The 15,903-nt window shown below is 72.1% G+C and carries 16 protein-coding genes; 4 read left to right on the top strand and 12 right to left on the bottom strand.

The window, feature by feature from the left end; all coding sequences use genetic code 11:
- Positions 1 to 42: 42 nt before the first annotated feature.
- Positions 43 to 945: an NAD(P)-dependent oxidoreductase gene (locus OG500_RS35265; RefSeq protein ID WP_327070916.1), complete on the bottom strand. Its 903-nt coding sequence runs from the start codon at positions 943 to 945 to the stop codon at positions 43 to 45.
- Between the two features lie 257 nt (positions 946 to 1,202).
- On the opposite strand from OG500_RS35265, the gene OG500_RS35260 reads away from it, so the two are divergent.
- Positions 1,203 to 1,523, top strand: a complete 321-nt coding sequence (locus tag OG500_RS35260) for a carboxymuconolactone decarboxylase family protein (RefSeq protein ID WP_327070915.1) — start codon at positions 1,203 to 1,205, stop codon at positions 1,521 to 1,523.
- Positions 1,524 to 1,568: 45 nt separating this feature from the next.
- Here OG500_RS35260 and OG500_RS35255 read toward each other — a convergent pair whose 3' ends face one another.
- Positions 1,569 to 2,909 carry a DUF2252 domain-containing protein gene (locus OG500_RS35255; RefSeq protein WP_329586353.1) on the bottom strand — a complete coding sequence of 447 codons (1,341 nt, stop codon included), beginning with the start codon at positions 2,907 to 2,909 and terminating at the stop codon, positions 1,569 to 1,571.
- A gap of 212 nt (positions 2,910 to 3,121) precedes the next feature.
- On the opposite strand from OG500_RS35255, the gene OG500_RS35250 reads away from it, so the two are divergent.
- From OG500_RS35250 to OG500_RS35240, 3 genes are all read left to right on the top strand, one after another.
- Positions 3,122 to 4,738 (top strand): MFS transporter, encoded by a 1,617-nt coding sequence (locus OG500_RS35250; RefSeq protein ID WP_327070913.1) that lies wholly within the window; start codon positions 3,122 to 3,124, stop codon positions 4,736 to 4,738.
- Positions 4,739 to 4,914: 176 nt separating this feature from the next.
- Positions 4,915 to 5,346 carry a DUF7144 family membrane protein gene (locus OG500_RS35245; RefSeq protein ID WP_327070912.1) on the top strand — a complete coding sequence of 144 codons (432 nt, stop codon included), beginning with the start codon at positions 4,915 to 4,917 and terminating at the stop codon, positions 5,344 to 5,346.
- Between the two features lie 145 nt (positions 5,347 to 5,491).
- A complete protein-coding gene (locus tag OG500_RS35240; RefSeq protein ID WP_329586350.1) occupies positions 5,492 to 6,013 on the top strand; it encodes a hypothetical protein in 522 nt (173 codons plus the stop codon).
- A 66-nt stretch (positions 6,014 to 6,079) separates the two neighbouring features.
- On the opposite strand, the gene OG500_RS35235 is transcribed toward OG500_RS35240, so the two are convergent.
- From OG500_RS35235 to OG500_RS35190, 10 genes are all read right to left on the bottom strand, one after another.
- A complete protein-coding gene (locus tag OG500_RS35235) occupies positions 6,080 to 7,381 on the bottom strand; it encodes a hypothetical protein (protein WP_329586347.1) in 1,302 nt (433 codons plus the stop codon).
- Between the two features lie 206 nt (positions 7,382 to 7,587).
- Positions 7,588 to 8,958 (bottom strand): hypothetical protein, encoded by a 1,371-nt coding sequence (locus OG500_RS35230; protein ID WP_329586343.1) that lies wholly within the window; start codon positions 8,956 to 8,958, stop codon positions 7,588 to 7,590.
- Between the two features lie 200 nt (positions 8,959 to 9,158).
- Positions 9,159 to 9,740, bottom strand: a complete 582-nt coding sequence (locus tag OG500_RS35225; RefSeq protein ID WP_327070908.1) for an MOSC domain-containing protein — start codon at positions 9,738 to 9,740, stop codon at positions 9,159 to 9,161.
- A gap of 7 nt (positions 9,741 to 9,747) precedes the next feature.
- Complete coding sequence (locus tag OG500_RS35220; protein ID WP_327070907.1) at positions 9,748 to 9,981, bottom strand: acyl carrier protein; 234 nt, start codon at positions 9,979 to 9,981, stop codon at positions 9,748 to 9,750.
- Between the two features lie 53 nt (positions 9,982 to 10,034).
- Positions 10,035 to 11,030, bottom strand: a complete 996-nt coding sequence (locus OG500_RS35215) for an NAD(P)H-dependent flavin oxidoreductase (protein ID WP_327070906.1) — start codon at positions 11,028 to 11,030, stop codon at positions 10,035 to 10,037.
- Positions 11,027 to 11,893, bottom strand: a complete 867-nt coding sequence (locus OG500_RS35210; protein ID WP_327070905.1) for a hypothetical protein — start codon at positions 11,891 to 11,893, stop codon at positions 11,027 to 11,029. The genes OG500_RS35215 and OG500_RS35210 overlap by 4 nt, the downstream gene beginning before the upstream one ends.
- On the bottom strand, positions 11,880 to 12,830 hold the full coding sequence (locus tag OG500_RS35205) for a diiron oxygenase (protein ID WP_329586337.1): 951 nt from the start codon (positions 12,828 to 12,830) through the stop codon (positions 11,880 to 11,882). Before OG500_RS35205 ends, OG500_RS35210 begins: the two co-directional genes overlap by 14 nt.
- A gap of 5 nt (positions 12,831 to 12,835) precedes the next feature.
- Positions 12,836 to 13,792 (bottom strand): inositol monophosphatase family protein, encoded by a 957-nt coding sequence (locus OG500_RS35200; protein ID WP_329586334.1) that lies wholly within the window; start codon positions 13,790 to 13,792, stop codon positions 12,836 to 12,838.
- Positions 13,789 to 15,147 (bottom strand): aspartate aminotransferase family protein, encoded by a 1,359-nt coding sequence (locus OG500_RS35195; RefSeq protein ID WP_329586331.1) that lies wholly within the window; start codon positions 15,145 to 15,147, stop codon positions 13,789 to 13,791. Before OG500_RS35195 ends, OG500_RS35200 begins: the two co-directional genes overlap by 4 nt.
- Positions 15,148 to 15,250: 103 nt before the next feature.
- A complete protein-coding gene (locus OG500_RS35190; protein WP_327070901.1) occupies positions 15,251 to 15,778 on the bottom strand; it encodes a dioxygenase family protein in 528 nt (175 codons plus the stop codon).
- Between the last annotated feature and the right edge of the window lie 125 nt (positions 15,779 to 15,903).

Here is a 15,903-nt window from a genome sequence, read left to right as displayed (position 1 = left end):
CAGCTACCTGCTCCTGGGTCCGCACGCGTTCAGCCCCTGCGGCTACCGCACGGGCTGGTCGTCGACTGTCCGGCCGCGGGCCTCGATGGCCTTGACGACGGCGGACATGTCGGAGTCCGCGTAGCCGAGTTGACCGGTCTCGGCGAAGAGGGCCCGGCAGACGTCGAGCAGCGGGGCCGCGATGCCCGCCGCGGCGGCGGTGTCGGTGATCAACCGGGCGACCTTCTGGGAGTCGGTGATCGACGCCTGGACCGAGAAGTCCTCGCCGGCCAGCTTGGGTGCCTTCAGCCGCATGGTCGTGCTCGCCAGTGGCCCGGCGCCGAGTACCGCTACCAGCTGGTCGAGGTCGAGCCCTTGGCGCCGCGCGAACTGGAACGACTCGGCCAGCCCGGTCACCTGGGTGATCAGGAAGGTGTTGACCGCCAGCTTCATCAACAGCCCGTTGGGCACCGGCCCGCAGAACGTGAGCTCACGGCAGAGCGGTTCGAGCAGCGGGCGCACCGCCGCCACGTCCTCCGGCTCCCCGGCCATCAGCCCGACCAGCTCGCCGGCGGCGGCCTGGGTGCTCGATCCGGAGACCGGCGACTCGACATAGCGGCCGCCCGCAGCGCGGATCTCCGCTGCCAGCTCCTGCGAGTAAGTCGGCTCGAACGTCCCCATGTTGACGATCGTGCGGCCGGCGACACGCTCGGCGAAGGCCGGCGTGCCACGGCCGAGGACGGCGTCCACGCCCGGGTCGTCGAGCAGCATCAGGATGACGACCTCGCTGCGGGCGAACACACTCGCCGCATCGGGGGCCACTTCGGCTCCGGCAGCCGCCGGCCTGCGGGCCTTGGCGGTGGTGCGGTTCCAGACCAGCAGCGGGGTACCGGCCTTCACCAGGTTGAGCGCCATCGGCTCGCCCATGACGCCCAGCCCGATAAAACCCACGGAGAGTAAGCTCATGGGGCAGAGCTTGGCATACTGACGGATCACCCGGCCAGGCACAACGGGTACTTGTCCGCTCGGAAAGCCATCGCCGCTGGTCATGCCCCCTACCGGTACTCGTTCATGGTCAGGACGTGGCCCAGGGCACGTTCCGGTACCGGGTGCAGGCGGGCCCGAAGGCTCCTAGGTTTGAGACAGAGGGATCCGACACACAAGGAGCCCTGCCTCCCTGGACCGATCGTGTCGGCTCCCGATCCCTCAGGAGATGACACCGCATGACGACGTCAGCCGAAACCCCGGTCCTCGACACCCTGGCCGCCATGACCCTCGACTCGATCGAACGGTGCGGGTTCCCGACGGACACCCTGCTGCTCACCCGCATCGCCGCGCTCGTCGCCATGGACGCACCGCCGATGTCCTACCTCACCCACCTCGGCGCCGCCGACGAGTCCAACCTGACACCCGAGCAGATACAGGACGTCCTGGTCGCCATCGCACCGATCGTGGGCACCGCCCGCGTGATGTCGGCGGCCACCCACATCGCCCAGGCCCTCGGACTCGCCATCGCGGTGGCCGACTCCGAGGCCGGAGCGTAGCCGTTCGGACGCGCCCGGTTGCCCCGTCGGGCACGCCTGGTTGCCTCAGGCGTGCTCGGTCGCCGGGATGTCTCCCGCGGAGACTGCCGTCCTGAGTGCGCCGTGGTCCCGGGTGTTCTGGTCGGCGTAGTGGAGCGCGAACTCGGCAACAGCGCGGTCGAAGGTGTCGGAGCTGCCGAGATAGGCGGCGACGGCGATGCGGTCGCCGGTCCGGGCGTGCGCACGGGCCAGGGCCGCACCGCACAGTTCGGCGTACTGGCGCAGCAGCCCCGGGTCCATCGTTTCGACGTCGGCCGATCCCTTCATGTCACGCAGCTGCCGGCAGTAGAAGTGCCGGCCCGCCGGTCCGGTCATCCAGCCGAGGAAGATGTCGCCCGCGGCCTGCATCAGCCGCTGGCCCGCGACGACCCGGTGCCCTTGGTGTGCCTGGTCCGCGGCCGGCAGGTAGTCCTGCAGGACGGACGGTCCGGCTTCCTTGATCTGCAGGAAGAGCGGGTCCTGCTCGTCGCGGCCGGTGAGCAGCAGGACGAAGCAGCGGGTCCCCACGCTTCCGACGCCGACGACCTTGCGCGCCGCATCGACGAACCGGTACCGGTCCAGCAGGAGGCGGCGCTCCTCGGGGAGCGTGCCGCGGTACTCGGCGAAGATCTTGCCGACGGCCCGCAGCTCGGGCGGGCCGACCGGTTCCAGCAGCGGCGGGTCGTCGACGATGCACCGGTGGCCGTCCCGGACCTCGGTGAGCTTGCCCAGTGCCTGCAGGCTCGTGCGACCACGCGCGCGCCCCAGGTTCGCCTCGACCCGCTTCCTGCGACCGGGTTCGCTGACGAGCGGGAGGATCGCGGCGGCGTCGAGTCGCTCGTACCAGACGGCGAGTTCACCCATCCCGGCCAGTCGTCGCATGGCGAGCCGGTACGCCTGGACCGCCGCACGGGCTGCCCGCCGCGCGTGCTGGTCACTGTGGCCGTTCTGCCTGGCGGCGACCGCGAGGCTGGCGGCCAGCCGTTTGACGTCCCATTCGAACGGGCCGGGCAGCGTCTCGTCGAAGTCGTTCACATCGAAGACCAGGGCGCGTTCGGGCGAGGCGAAGACGCCGAAGTTCAGCAGGTGGGCGTCGCCGCAGAGCTGGACGGTCAACCCGGTGTCCGCGACGGCGGCGAGGTCTGCGGCCATGACCGCCGCCGCGCCCCGGAAGAACGCGAACGGGGACGCCACCATGCGTCCGTAGCGGATCGGTAGGAGGCCCACCACCCGGTCGGCGGCCTCCTGCTGCAGCACACCGAGGGGATCGGGCCGGTTGGCCGCGGCGGTCCATCGTCCGTGCGAGCCGCGTGCCACGCGCTGGCGCACGGCCCGGCCGTGGCGGGCACGTTCGGTCGGACTGTTCACGATGTCCTCCTCTCCACCCCCTTCAAGCCTGGGCGCGCCAGCAGCGGCGCGCACGTCCTCGGGCCTCGCGGGCGGGCCCGCGGGCGGCTCCCGTGCGGTCGTCACGGCCGTCAGCGTGCCCAGCGGGCCCCTTCCCGTCCGGTTTGCCCCAACCGGTCGAGCCCCGGGCGGGTCTGGCGGCATCGAACGGGAGCGGCTGGCAGGATGCGCCCATGCCATCGGAAGCCGCGAGAAGCCCGGCCACGTCGGGCTCCGTCCTGCTGACTCTTGCCGCCGGGCAGTTCCTGATGGCGCTGGACAGCTCCGTCATGAACGTCTCGATCGCGTCGGTGGCCAAGGACGTCGGTACCACCGTGACCGGGATCCAGGGTGCGATCACCGCCTACACGCTCGTCATGGCGATGTTCATGATTCCCGGCGGCAAGGTCGGCGTGCTCATCGGCCGCAAGCGCGCGTTCATGATCGGCTGCTGCATCTACGGCTGCGGCTCCTTCACCACCGCGCTCGCCCCCAACCTCACCGTGCTGCTGATCGGCTGGTCCCTTCTCGAGGGCATCGGAGCGGCGCTGATCCTGCCGGCGATCGTCGCGCTGGTGGCCGGCAACTTCGCGTCCGAGCGCCGGCCCGCCGCCTACGGGCTGGTCGCCGCCGCGAGTGCCGTCGCGATCGCCGTCGGCCCGATCATCGGCGGCATCGCCACCACCTACTTCTCCTGGCGCTGGGTGTTCGCCGGCGAGGTCGTCGGCGTGCTCGCCGTCCTCGCCTTCGCCCGCCGCCTCGCCGACGCTCCCACCGAGACCGGTCACCACATCGACCTCGTCGGTGCCGTGCTGTCCGCCGCCGGCCTCGGGAGCTTCGTCTACGGCGTCCTGCGGTCCAGTGAATGGGGCTGGTTCCTGCCCAAGCCCGGCGCACCCGCCTGGCTCGGCGTCTCGCTCGTGGTCTGGCTCATGCTGGCCGGCCTGCTCCTCGTCCGGGTCTTCCTGTCCTGGGAGGACCGCCTGGTGCAGCGGCACCAGGAGCCGATCCTGGATCCCGCCCTGCTGCGCAACCGGCAGCTCACCGGCGGGCTGACGATGTTCTTCTTCCAGTACCTCGTCCAGATGGGCGTCTTCTTCCTGGTCCCGCTCTACCTGTCCATCGCCCTGGGCCTGTCCGCTCTGGCGACCGGCGCCCGGCTGCTGCCGCTCTCGCTGACCCTGCTGGCCGCCGCGATCCTGATCCCCCGGCTGCGCCCGAAGGCCTCACCGCGCCGGGTCGTCCGCCTGGGCATCCTGGCCCTGTTCGCCGGAGCCGTGGTCCTCCTGGCGGCGCTCGACTCCGGAGCGGGAGCGGACGTCGTCACCGTGCCGCTCCTGCTGATCGGCCTCGGTGTGGGGGCACTGGCCTCCCAGCTCGGCGCGGTCACCGTCTCCGCCGTACCGGACGAGAAGAGCGCGGAGGTCGGCGGCGTGCAGAACGCCGTCACCAACCTCGGTGCCTCCATCGGAACAGCACTGGCCGGCTCGATCCTCATCGCCACCCTGAGCGCCTCGTTCCAGACCAGCATCGAGCAGAACCAGAGCCTGCCTCCCGAGGTCGTGAGCAGCGCCACCGTCAAGCTCGAGAGCGGCATCCCGTTCCTGTCCGACCCCCAGCTCCGCAGCGCCCTCGACAAGGCCGGCACCAGTCCGGAGGTGGCGCAGGCCGCGATCGACGCGAACAGCGAGGCAAGGATCGCCGGCCTGCGTGCGGCGCTCGGCGTCCTCGCCCTCACCGCTCTGCTCGCCCTGTTCTTCACCAGGCGGATCCCGGCCTCCCAGACGGGCTCGGCCTCCCCCACGGCCTGACCCGGGCCGCTTCGGCCCTCCCGTCCACCGGCGGCGGAGGCGTTCGCGAGGGACGGCCGCGCCTGCGAGCCCGGCGCCGACCGGTCGACGCGCTGGCCCGATCCCGCTGTGCAAGCCTGGAAGAGGAGTGCTCCACCTGCCGCCGACCGGCAGCAGACCCTCCGAAGGAGCTAGACATGGCCAGCAACACGAGTGGGGCGCCGAGAGGCGCCGTGACAACCCGGCGGCCGTTCGCGACCGGCTGGACCTTCTTCGCCGCGGCGATGATGGTCTTCGGTGGCGCGATGTCGGTGTTCGAAGGGATCGCCGCCATCGCCAAGGACGACCTGGTCGTCGTCACGCGCCACTACTCGTACAGCTTCAACACCACGGGCTGGGGCTGGGTGCACCTGATCCTGGGTGTCCTCGTCGTCATCGCGGGCGTGGCCCTCTTCAGCGGCGCCGTGTGGGCACGCGTCGTGGGTGTCCTCCTCGCCGGTCTCGCCATGGTCGCCAACTTCCTGTGGCTGCCCTACTACCCGTTCTGGGCGATCGTGCTGATCGCCATCGACATCTTCGTCATCTGGGCGCTCTGCGCCGGCATGGTCGACGGGGACCGCGAGGTCTGAGCCTCCGGCCGCTCATCGGGGCGCAACGGTCGCCCCGATGGCCGGACGGGCGGCCTCGTCGGAGCACGTACGGGCGCTCCCTGAGCCGGTGCCCGGCAGGCGTGGCGCACCCGGCCGACCGCCCGGGCGTCTGTACGGTGAGCCGGTGACGCACATCATCCCGTGGCTGCGCAGAGCCCGCCGGGGCGACCGTGCGGTCTCCCGCACCGACTACGCGGGCGCCGTCTACGGATCCCTGCTGGCCGCGTCCGTGATCGCCGCGTCGAGCACGGCCGGCAAGTTCCCCCGCTTCGAGACCGTCGTGCTGCTGCTCGTCACCGGGCTCGTCTTCTGGGTCGCCCACGTCTATGCGCGCCTGGCGGGTGAGCGGTCGGTGGGCCGTCGCATCGACTGGCCGCAGGTGCGTGACGTCGGACGGGTCGAGTGGTCGATCACCGAGGCGGCCGTGCTGCCGGCGGCCGTGGTGGCCGTCAGTCCGCTCCTGGGCCTGGGCCTCACCGCCACCGGCTGGCTCGCCCTGGCGGTCGCCGTGGCGCAGCAGGTCGCCTGGGCCTACCTCGGCGCCCTGCACGCCAGTGCGTCACGTCGCAGCGCTGCCCTGGAGGCCGCGGTCAACCTGGTGCTCGGGCTGGTGATCGTGGCGGCCAAGGCCGGGTTGAGCCACTGACGGAGCCGCCCCGGCACCACTGCAGGCGACCCGACTGCCGCAGCACAGCCCCGGCTCGACCACCGGCTATGCCGAGGCGCGCGGGGCGAGGAACTCACGGACGGCGAAGGCAGCCAGCACCACCACCGCGAACCAGAAGACGACCATGGCCGTCGGATGGGCCCAGAACACGAAGACGACGGCGGCGACGAGCAGGATCGCGACCCCGATCCACCGCTTCCACCTGTGCACGAACGGCTCCACCGGCCCGGCACGGAAACCCACGGAGTCCGCCGCCGAACGCGCACCGGCCATGCCGCTGCCGGCGATGCGGCGCGTGGCCGCTGCGACACGGGAGGGACCCGAGAGGAAGGCCCCGAGCGCGACCAGGACAGCGAGCACGCCCACCGCGCGCACCGCCTGGCGCAGGAACACCACCAAGGCGTCGAAGACCGCCCCGGCCGCCGCGGGTGAGGCGTCCGACGGCAGATGGTCGAGGAAGTAGGAGCGGAAGACGGCCAGTGCGATGCCGAGCAGCAGCATCGCCGCCGCGATCCCGAGGGCCGCCCCGATCAGCGCCCGGCGCCGACCGACCGCGGTGAGCACCCCCGCCGCGGCGAGGAGCACCGCGATGACGGGCAGCCAGTTGCCCAGGATCTCCAGGAGCCGGAAGGCGCTCCTGATCTTGGCGAGGTCGGGAGAGGAGAAGATCACGAAGTCGGTGTGGACGTCCGGGATCCTGGCGGCCGGTGCGAAGCCGGCATCGACCAGTTGGGCCTTCACCTGCTGCACGGCCGGTGCGATGTCGAGGGTCACCTCGTCGTTCGTCAGCTGCACCGCGGCGCCGCCCTGCCCCGTCAGCGCCTTGTCCATCGTGGCGTGGCCGGTGCGCAGCGCCTGCTCCCACACGGTCGCGAAAGCGTCGCTGGTCACCACCCGCTCGGCGGCGCCGTGGACGAGGTCGGTCAGCGCGCTGGTGAGCGGGCCGCTCAGGCCGTTGACCAGCTGGGCCAGTTGCGGCGGCACCCCCTGGGCGGCGGCGGCCGAGGAGAGCTGGTTCACCACCCCGGAGACGTCGATCTGCTGCACCACGCCGTTGGTGATGCGGTCGGCCGCCGCGCCCTGCACATCGGGGTTGTGGGCCAGCGGCGCGAGGGCGGCCACGAACCGGTCCGTGTCGCTGACCACGTCGTGCGTCCACACCGCGATCACCGCGAGCAGTGACAGCACGGACGCGACGACGATCAACACGGTCGAGCCGGCCGTCCGCAGCCGGTGGTGCTGCTCGCGGGGCCCGGCCGCAGCCTCCAACTGGGCGATGCGGCGGCGCATCTCACCCAGTTCCCCCTCGCTCGGCTGGTCGGGCGGCCCCGAGTCGGTCGACGACATGGGCGGTGGCTCTCTTCCAGCGGGAGGGGCGGCAGTTCAACCGTCGGGACCCGGGCGTCGGACCCCTCCACCGCAGCAGACCCGAGTCACCCCCCTCGCACGACCGGAGAGCCCCCACCCGGGTGGCCGACTACGCCGGACGGGTGCCACCCACGGCATGGCCGGCGTCCCGGTCACCCGGTCTGACCCCGAGCGCGCGCACCGTCTCAGTCGGCGGCGGAGCCCGGGTCGTCGAGGTCGTGCAGCCCGGCCGGGTCCTCGTCGGTCAGCACCTGCCCGGCCGCGGTGACGAACCGCTGGGCGTGGCCGCGGTGGACGCACAGGAGTTGGTCGTGGGTGCCGGTGCGGTTGCGGTGCACGGCCAGGGCCGGACCGTACTTGCTGTTGTGCCCCGGCATCTCGGTGTCCCTGCTCCACGCCGCGCCGTCGAAGGCCGACCACCAGAGCTGCTGGCGGGCGGGGTCGCGGTGGACGCACATCAGTTTGCCGTCGAAGACGGCGAGGCCGATGTTGCTGCGGGTCCGGTGTCCGGGCAGCGCGCCCTCGGGTGTCCAGGTGGTGTCGCGCAGCCGGCTCCAGTGGATCGCGCCGTCCTTGGGGTTGCCGTGCAGCAGGTGGAGGGCGCCGTCGTACACGGCGAGCGCCGGGGACCTCGTGGTGGCGCAGCCGGGGACGGGTTCGGGGGCGGTCCAGCTGCGGCCGTCCCGGCTGGTGGTGACCATGATCCGCTGGGCGGCGTCGGCGTAGGCGAGGTGGAGAGCGTCGCGGAAGACGGCCAGCGCCGGGCCGTAGACGCTCTCGGCGTGCGGGACCGGCTGGTCCGGCTCCCAGGTACGACCGTCGTACGAGGTCAGCGCGATGCTCCAGTCGCCCGAGCCGCGGCGGTGCGCGCAGTACAGCCGGTCCTGGAACACGGCCAGGGCCGGGCTGCCCAGGGTGTGGTGGGCGGGGAACGGCTGGTCCTCGGACCAGCTGCCGTCTGCGCGGTGCGCGCTCCACCACAGGTCGGGGTCATCGCCCCGGCCCTGGTAGACGCAGTACAGGTCATCGCGGAAGACGGCCAGGGCGGGGGTTTCGGAGGCGTAGCGGGCCGTGAACGGCGCCTCGGGTCCCCAGCCCGCGCCCGGTTCGAAGACGCTGAACCACAGGCCCGTCCGGTGCGGCGGCGCGTCGAGGGCCATGGGGGCGAGGAGGGTGGGCGCGGCCCACGGCGAGAGCAGTTCGCACCCGGCGCCCCGGGCGGCCGACCGGATCCGTTCGGCGCGTCCGAGGAGTTCCGCGCCGACGGCTTCGGCCATGGCTTCGGGCAGGGATCCGGCGAGCACCTCGGACAGCAGGCCGTGGAAGCCGCTGACGGGCCCGGTGCCGTCCAAGGGGGCGAGGCGGTCGGTGGCCCGCTGGTCGAGGCGGAGGGCGAAGCCCCACTCCAGCAGGCGGAGCGAGACGGGAGTCCCCGCCGCGGCGAGCTCCTCGCCCGCCCGTTCCGCGCGCTCCACGGCTTTGGCCGACGGGGCGTCCGGGCCGAACTCCGGTGCCGTGCTGCGCTCCCGCCCGGGGGCGGTGCCTTCGATCGCCATGCTGTCTTCCTGCCTGCAGGGCCGCGGTCCGGACAGCCCGCGCGGCGCGCGGGCGAACCGTCCGGATCCACGGACATGGACGCTTGCGGACTGTTCCCGGCAGCTGTGCGCCGGGCTGCGGGCTCCCCCACGGTTCACCGGGAGACCGGTGCGGACGAGCAGCCTTTCGGCCGCCTGCCTTCGGCGAACGCGCCTCCGGGTCATGGAGGCGTGGTGCGGAGACGGACGGGATGAGGACGGTCGGCCGGAGCGGGTGGCGGGATCGGCCGCGCGTCGTGCGGCAACCGGAGGATCGGGTCGCCGACCCGGATCGTCCCACCGCGGACCACCTCGGCCCGCAGCCCGCCGCGGTGCAGCAGGCCGCGGATCAGGCCGGGGCGGACCAACTGTTCGAGCCGGGCGCAGGGTTCGCTGAGTCTGAGGCCGCGCAGGGTCACCCCGCCGACCTGGAACTCCTGGTCCACCAGCGGGTTGAGCCGGATGCCGCGACAGACGAGGTTGCGGCGGCACTCGGCGGAGGTGAGCGTGATGCCGTGTTCACGGGCCAGGGCGTCGAGGGCCTCCGCCTCGATGAGGGTGACGTCGCAGACCCCGGATGCCCGGCCGGTCCCCCGGCGCCGGGGCCGGGGGCCCTCGCCCGCCCAGTAGTTGCGGTCCCCTGCCAGGCCGCGGCCGGTCACTGCACGGGCCTGCGCGACGCGGACGGTGGGCTCGCCGGGGCGCGCGGCGAGGTGCAGGGAGGTGACCCGGCCGGGTCCGGGCGGCGGCGGAGCCTGCGCCATGGGCTGCTCACCCCTTCAGGAAGTGGTCCGTGAGGGAACGCAGGGTGCGGAACTGGTCCACGTCGATCTGATCGAGCCGCAGTTCCCGGCCGATCAGGTCCTCCAGCAGCAGGACGAACTCCATGAAGCCGAGCGAGTCGATCAGCCGGTTCTCGATCAGGTCGAGGTCCTCCGGGATCTCCTCGACGGTGGGGTTGCGTTCGAGCAGCCAGTCCACGACCGGTTTGACGGCGTCGTCCATGGTCACCTCTCCTGGATCCGGTGCAGCTCTTCGGTCGTGCTCGTGCGCACACCTCAGGTGGCATTCGGGGGGCCTGCGCCGGTCTGCCGCACGCTCTCGTACTCCTGGCGGACCCGGGCGACGGTGGCGGCGGCCGGGTGCAGGGCGGTGACGCGGGTGCAGGACCGGCCGCAGTACATGGCCATCTCCTCGATGCGGCCGGTGGTGCCGTCCCCCGGAGCCGCCGCGCTGTAGCGCGGTACCGGGTAGTCCCGCCCGCCCACCCGGGTGGTGGCGATGAAGGTGGCCGGGGCGCGGTCCTCGGTGTCGGTGAGGGAGTTGCGCAGGACGCGGTGCGGGCGGTGCGGCCAGCCGATGTCGAAGAGGGAGGTGATGACGGTGTCATCGGCTCCGGCCTCGACCACCCGCCGTTTGAACTCCGGGTGCGCGGTGGATTCCGCGGCCGGAACGAACAGGGTCCCGGCCATGGCCCCGTCTGCGCCGCGCGCCACGGCGTCCGCGAGATCCCTCCCCGTGGCGATCCCGCCCGCGACGGCGAGGACGGCGTGCGGGTGGCGGGTGCGGACGCCGGCCAGCAGGGCGTCCACGGGCAGCCGGCCGAGCAGGTGGCCGCCGGCGTCGGTGCCTTGGAGGACGAGGACGGCCGCGCCCAGTGCGAGGGCCGTGCCGGCGTCCTCGAGGGTGCCGACCTGGACGACCAGCGGGTGTCCGGCGCTCCGCACGGCCCGGGCCGCGTCGGCATCGGGCAGCCCGAAGGAGGTGACGAAGCCGCCCCGGGGCAGTTCGGGCATGACCGCCCGGAGCTGGCCCAGGCAGCCGGCCGGGCCGGTGACCTCGGGAACCACGTTCACCCCGAACGGGCGGGAGGTGGCGGCCGCCACCTCCCGGACCAGCCGGGCGGCCCGCGCGGGCGGTTCCTTGTACAGCGCGAGAGTGCCGCCCGCTCCGGCCCGCGACACCGCGGCGCACAGCGCGGGCCCGGCTATGGCGCCCATCCCGGCCTGCAGCAGGGGCAGTTCGAGGCCCAGCCGAGCCGCCAGCCGGGTCACGAGCGCTCTCCCGCCTGCCGTACCGCGCGGTGCGCAGCCGCCAGGTCCCCCTCGAAGCGGTCGCCGAGGGCGTGCACCCAGCGCTCCAGGCCGAAGGCGACGCAGCCGGTGAAGGCCGGGCGGCCCGCGTGGCGGATGGCGCGGCGCTCGCCGAAGAAGTTGCGGTGGTTGTTGGTGGAGGCGACGGCGGTGCCGTCGGTGTGCAGGTACTCGTCCTTGACCGGGGCGAGCAGCTGCATGACGGTGCGGGCGCCGTCCTTCTCGAAGAAGGGGTCGGTGGCGGGCTGCCGGTCCAGGGGCAGGCCGAGGGCCGCGCCGAAGGCGGCGATCCGCTCCTGGTGCCGGGCGAGGTGGGCCCGTACGGCTTCGGCTGAGCCGACGCACACGATCTCGCGCATGGTGAACCCCCAGAGCCTGCGCAGCCCGTCGTGGTGCTCCTCGTTGCGGAAGCACTGCGCGACGGTGGTGATCAGGACGGGGGTGTCCGCGCTGGTGCCGGTGAGGTGCAGGAGGCAGCCGTAGCAGGCCGCGGAGGGCAGCAGGTGGGTGGCGTCGGCCAGGTCGACCGCCGGCAGGGCGGTGGCCCCGGGCGGGTCCGCGGCGAGGGCGGCCAGCCGGTCGGGGCGGATCCGGGTGACCGGGCTGCCCAGGTGCGGGAAGTTGCGGAAGTAGTCGAGGGTGCGCAGGTCCTCGGCCCTGAGCAGCGGCGGGTAGCTCTGCTGCCGGGCTCCGGCCTCGGCGCCCCAGCGGGTGAACACCGCGTCGAGTGCGTCCTTCAGCAGGACGGCGGGTTCGTCGAGGGTGGCCAGTCCGTCCCGGACCCACCAGGTGTTCCCGGTGGCCGTGGGGTCACTGACGGGCATCGAACACCCCGATCCGGTGGAGGAAGTCGGTGGTCTTGTGCAGGACCTTGGCGTGTGCGGCCTGCCGGGCGGGGTGGGCGAGCAGCCGCCGGCGCAGCGCATAGCCGTCGGTGAGGCCCGCGTCCCGGTAGACGGCCGGGTTGTAGAAGGACTCCATGCTGGTGGTGAGGTAGCGGCCGAGGTAGCTGCGCAGGTCGAGCCGGGCCTGCTCGGCCAGGTCGCTGTCGAGGAGCCGCTGCCACAGCAGGTGCACCAACCGGCAGCCGAAGGCGATGTGGCGGGACTCGTCCTGGTGGTGCAGCCGGTTGATGTGCCGGACGGTCGGGTGCAGGCGGCGGTCGGCGGCCAGTTGGACGTTGTAGTGGTCCACGATCTGCTCGAAAATCAGGATCCTGGCGAAGACCAGGAAGTTCTCGACGTGCGGGTCGCGCGGAGCCTCGGGCAGCTTGACCGACTTGTCGGGGTAGATCTTGTCGGCGTACTTGAGGCAGAAGGTGGCGAAGAACCACATGTGGTCGTTCTCCTCACCGATGAAGTGGTGGAAGAACTCGGAGGGGAGCTCGAAGCCGGGCGTGTGGATGCGCCGGGTGACCTCGATGAGCAGTTCGCGGATGCCGTGCACGTTGAGGCTGTAGAAGTTGACGCTCTCCCACCGACTCAGGGCCTGGAGCTGGGCCGGGCTCAGCTCGTCGAACAGCTCGGTGCCGTGGACGGAGAGCAGTTCGGGGGACATCCAGAGCCCGTCGGTGGGGATCGCGGGCGGCCAGTCGAAGGTGGTGAACGGGTTGTAGTAGTCCGCGGTGGCCTTGTCGGAGAGCCGGTCGAGCAGGGCCCGGAACTCGGCATCGTCCGCTGTCGCGGGGCCGGACGCCGTCGCGGGGCCGGCCGCCGTCGCGGGGCCGGCCGCTGCGGTGGGCGGGGGGTTCTGGGGGCGCACGGTCGTCACTCCTTCCATCGGACGGCCGCCAGCAGGGCCCGGTGGAGTTCGGGGGTGGCCGCCGCCACGCAGGACTGCTGGTTGCTGACGGTCAGATCGGTCAGGACCGTGCCGCCGAGCGGCTGTCCGTAGCCGTCGGTGATGACCGCCCCGGCCCGCTCGGCGAGGAAGACGGCCGCGGCGATGTCGTACGGGAACAGGTGCAGGACCCGGCCGTTGCCGACGCGTTCGAACTCGGGCAGCAGCGCCGGGTCGTCGCGGAGCAGCCGGTTGCCGATGTCCACGTAGGCGTCGAGCTGGCCGGTGAGCAGCCGGGAGATGGACCAGGTGGCGCTGTTGAAGACGAAGACCCCGCCGGTGTTGGCCGAGCGGTCGATGAGGTGGCCGTATGCCTCGGTCATCAGGCGGGCCGGGTGGCCGTTGAACTCCAGCGACCAGAACATCCGCGCGGGGTCGGTGGTGCGGGTCAGCGCCGGGACCGGGTGGTCGTAACCGTGCGCGGTGATGCCGGGCGTCGCCAGGTCCCCGTAGAGGTAGGCGCCCGTGCGCAGTTCCATCAGCAGCGCGTGTTCGACGTCGGCGATGCGCGGGCGGTGCGACATGCGGGCGACGGCGACCGAGACGGTGGCCGACTCCAGGCCGGCGACAGCGGGCCGGGTGCCGTCGATCGGGTCGACGACCAGCAGGTGGGGCGGGTCCGTGCCGTGGCACTTCAGGCCCCGGTCCTCGGAGTAGACGGCGACCGGCAGATCGTGGTCGACGACGTACTGCCAGACGGCCGCCTCCGCGACCTCGTCGAGGCCGAACTGGGCGTCGCCGCCCGGTGAGTGGCCTCGGACCGCTCGGCTGCCGGCCCGGTGCCGGGCGGCCAGAACGGCCTCGCGGACGGCACGGGCGAGGCCGATCACGTACTGCCGCACAGCCGCGGCCCCCGGGGGGCTGTCGCGCTCGGGACCGGTCATGCGGCGGCCTCGGCGGCGAAGAGGGCTTCGAGCCGGTCGCAGAGCAGATCGGCCTCGGCGCGGGTCAGGATCAGCGGCGGGCGGATCTTGATCACGTTGCCCCGGCCGTAGCGGGAGGTGCGCAGGATCAGGCCATGGTCCATGCCGCGCCGGGCCAGGGCCTGGGCCCGTTCGCTGTGCGGGTTGCCCCGGTCGTCGCCGATCTCGATCCCGATCATCAGGCCGAGGCCGCGCACGTCCACGACGGCGGGGTGCAGGGCGGCCAGCGCGCGCAGCCGCTCCATGACGTGGGCGCCGACCTCCCGGACGTTCTCCAGGAAGCCGGGGCGGCCGATCACGTCGAGGGTGGTGGCCGCCGCGGCGGCGGCGAGGACGTTGCCGCCGTAGGTGAAGGAATGGTGGTCGGCGCTGAGTCCGGCCATCCGCTCGTCGGCGACGATGGCCGCGATCTGGGCGCCGGAGCCGCCGAGGCCCTTGGCGGTCGTCAGGATGTCGGGCCGCACCCCGTAGTGTTCTGCGGCGAACATCCGGCCGACCCGGCCGATGCCGGTCTGGATCTCGTCGAAGATGAGGACGATGCCCCGTTCGTCGCACAGGGCGCGCAGCGCGGACAAGTAGCCGTCGGGGGGCACGATGTTGCCCCCGCTCCCGGAGACCGGTTCGACGACCACGCAGGCGACGCTGCCGGAACTGGCGTGGTCCAGGAAGTCGTTGATCCGCTCGACGCACAACATGCCACAACTGTCCGGTCCCGCCTGGCGGTAGAAGCAGCGCAGGCAGTAGGGGTCGGGGACCTGGAGAACGCCGGGCATCAGGTGCGGGAAGGGAGCCTTGCGGAACGACTCGCCCGACATGGTGGTCGTCATCATGGTCTGGCCGTGGTGGCTGCGGAACAGGGTGACGACGTCGCGGCGGCCGGTGGCGATCTGCGCCATCTTGACCGCGCCCTCGTTGGCGGTGGAGCCGCCCGACACCTTGAGGTGCACCTTGGTCAGGTTCGGCGGGGTGACCTCGACCAGCCGCCGGACCAGCTCGTTGACGGGGGCGGTCTGGAAGGTCGAGGTGGTGTGCACCAGCCGTTCCACCTGGTCGCGCATGGCCTTGACCACTTCGGGATGCCCGTAGCCGAGGCTCAGGTTGAAGGTGCCGGACGCGCAGTCGAGGTACTCGTTGCCGTCGGTGTCGTACAGGTGGATGCCCTCGCCGTGGTCCATGTCGTACGTACTGACCGGGTAGTACAGGTGTTTCTGGGCATAGCTCAGGGCGTCGCTGCGGACGTCGCTGCGAGCATCGCTTCGCGCGTCACTTTGGGCATCGCTCTTCGTATCGGGCTGATCGCGCATGAGGTCGGCCATGTGACTCCTGTCGATTTCCGTCCCCCGGACACGACGGACGGCGGATACCGATATCTCCGAGCATCGGTATGGCAGGCTCCCCGGGATTACGGGCAGCGGGGGTTCACACATCCAGGACGAAGGTGAACTCGGCGTCCCAACCCTCGGCGGTCTCCCGCACATCCATCAGACATTCCGGCCGGAAATACTTGTCGAGGTGGTTTCGGCGTTCGCCGGGGAAATACAGCATCGTGGTCAGCACGGATCCGCCGGGCGGCTGCACCTTCACGTGTACGTGCCGCGTCCGCCCCGGGTACACCGCGGGCAGCACCGTCTCCAGCCGCCACCGCCCCTGGTCGTCCGCGAACTGGTGGCCGCGCAGCCGAAAACCGTCGTCGTCGTAGACGCCGGCATCCCCGACCTGCCAGAAGTCGAGCAGGGCGCCCGCTACCGGCTCGCCCTCGCGGGTGCGCACGGTGCCGTGCAGCACCATCGGGACGCCGCTCTCCTCATCGCCCCGGAAGCTGGTCCTGAAAGGGGTGTCGGGTTTGTAGTACGGCCCTTCACGCAGGGCGGGCGTGGGGGGCGTCCCGTTGCAGCGAACGGTCGGCGTAAGCGTCGTCAGGACGTTCTTCGAACCTTCGTTCTCCACGGCGGAATCCTCCCCAGGTCAAGGATCTTTCGCTTCGGCCCAGGCAGACTAACCGGTTTTCCTGGTGCTGAGAAGACGGCCGTATGCCACCTCTCCGCCATTGACTCGACACTTATGGCCAGACT

Origin of the sequence: Kitasatospora sp. NBC_01250, from assembly GCF_036226465.1 — a bacterium.
Classification (GTDB): Bacteria; Actinomycetota; Actinomycetes; order Streptomycetales; family Streptomycetaceae; genus Kitasatospora.
This window is presented reverse-complemented; position numbering and strand designations above follow the sequence as displayed.